The sequence below is a fragment of the Kocuria sp. ZOR0020 genome, assembly GCF_000800955.1.
Lineage (GTDB): Bacteria > Actinomycetota > Actinomycetes > Actinomycetales > Micrococcaceae > Kocuria > Kocuria subflava.
Genome location: NZ_JROX01000285.1, coordinates 1 through 2,001 on the forward strand (window position 1 = coordinate 1; position 2,001 = coordinate 2,001).

General features: G+C 67.1%; 1 protein-coding gene and 1 pseudogene. One reads left to right on the forward strand and one right to left on the reverse strand.

The features are described 5' to 3' along the window. Positions 1-449: pseudogene (locus L979_RS16860) on the reverse strand (hypothetical protein); the annotation flags it as partial. 228 nt (positions 450-677) lie between these two features. On the opposite strand from L979_RS16860, the gene L979_RS13045 reads away from it, so the two are divergent. Further along, on the forward strand, positions 678-2,001 hold a 1,324-nt coding region (locus L979_RS13045), incomplete at its 3' end, for an IS1380 family transposase (RefSeq protein ID WP_047692638.1).

Here is a 2,001-nt window from a genome sequence, read left to right on the forward strand (position 1 = left end):
CGGAGCGCTGCAAAAACCCCGCCACCAAGCGAACGAAGCCACAGCCACACCTTGCCAACCACGGGCCGCGCGGTTCGCCTTCTTCCTCCCCCGTTACCGGAGGTCACTTGCGGCTTGGGCGGAACCTTCAGGACGGGAAGTCGCCACAGCAACGCCGCGGAGGCCAGGCAGAAGACGGGAGGTTGGGGCGAGGTCTTGTCCACTGCATAGTGCCTGGCCAAGGACCTTGCCCACGGTGGCAACGATTCCCACAGTGCAACGCTCACCCAGGCGCCACGTGAGACCCGTAGCAGGCCCGTGGCTTCATCCACACCGTCAGCATTGGCACGCGGTGCTCGGCCCCATCGGCTGCGCACTTGAGCAGTGGTCAAAATGGAGTCCGGGGTCAGGTGGCGTGTACCGGTTGAACTTACGGTGGGTGCCTGCGGGACGGGATACGTAGTGGCCATATGGAGAGCGTCCCCACTCTTGAACGCCAGCCGTCAGCTGAATTCTCCGAATGTGGACAACCCCCAGGGCCTCACGGTGTCCACAGTGCAACGGTGCCTGCCTTAGCCTTGATCCACCGATGAGTGCGTCGGTGCTGGGCCGTAACTAAAGACGGGATGCCCGTCTGACCGGGAAGAATGGGACTTGTTCAGGGTTCCGTTCCACCGCGATGAGAGGGCATCTCGCAGATGCAAGTTTCCCACACGCCTGCTGCCGTGTCAGTTTCCTTCGACGAGCCGAACCTCATCGGGTCCGCCGGGCTGGTGCCGGTGATGGAACTGGCCGCCCAGGCCGGCCTGCACCAGCTGGCCGGAGGTCGGTTGAGCGTGCCGACCGACAAGGGCGCCAACGCCGGGGCGAAGGTCGCGGCCCTGGTGGCCGGGATGTGCACGGGGGCGGACTCGATCGATGACATGGCCGTGCTGCGCCACGGGGCGATGAAACGGGTGTTCGGCGGCTGCTATGCGCCCTCGACCCTGGGCTCGTTCCTGCGTGAGTTCACCTTCGGGCACGTGCGCCAACTCGACGCGGTCGCCTCCCGGTTCCTGGTGAACCTGGCCGGCCGGGCCCCGCTGCTGGGACGCACCGGCGCTGCCGGTGCGGATCCGGGGTTCGTTTATGTTGATGTGGACGACACGATCATCGAGGTCCACGGCTACCAGAAGCAGGGTTCCGGGTACGGGTACTCCGGGGTCCGTGGGCTCAACGCCCTGTTGGCCACCGCCAGCACCGAGACCGCGGCCCCGGTGATCCTGGGTCAGCGGCTGCGCCGCGGTTCGGTCGGCTCCCCGCGCGGGGCCTCGAGGCTGGTCGGGGATTCGCTGGCCATCCTCAAGCGATTGGTGCCGGCGGCCGGCGCCCGAGTGCTGGTCCGGGCCGACTCCGCTTTCTATGGGCATGCCACCGTGGCCGCCGCGCTCACCGCCGGGGCGGAGGTGTCGGTGACCGTGAAGATGGACAAGGCCGTCAAGGCCGCCATCGTCGGCATCGACGAGAAAGCGTGGACCGGCATCGAATATCCCGAGGCGATCTACGATGAGACCACCGGCACCTGGACCTCCAAAGCCGAGGTCGCCGAAGTTCCCTTCACCGCGTTCACCTCGAAGAAGAAAGCCGAACGGGTCCCCGGTCGACTGGTGGTGCGCCGCATCCCCGAGCTGAACCCCCAGGACACCAACCAGCCGACACTGTTCGACACCCACCGCTTCCACGCCTTCTTCACCACCACCGACCCGGAGGTGCTGGACACGGTGACCGCGGACCAGACCCACCGGGGCCATGCGCTCATCGAGCAGGTCAACGCCGACTTGAAAGACAGTGCTCTGGCACACCTGCCCTCCGGACATTTCGGGGCCAACAGTGCCTGGCTGGTCTGCGCGGTGATGGCCTACAACCTCACCCGCACCGCCGGGACCCTCGCCGCCGGAGAGTTCACCCGGGCCCGGACCGGCACCATCCGGACCCGGCTCGTGAACCTGCCGGCCCGGATCGCCTCCAGCGCCCGCAGGATCC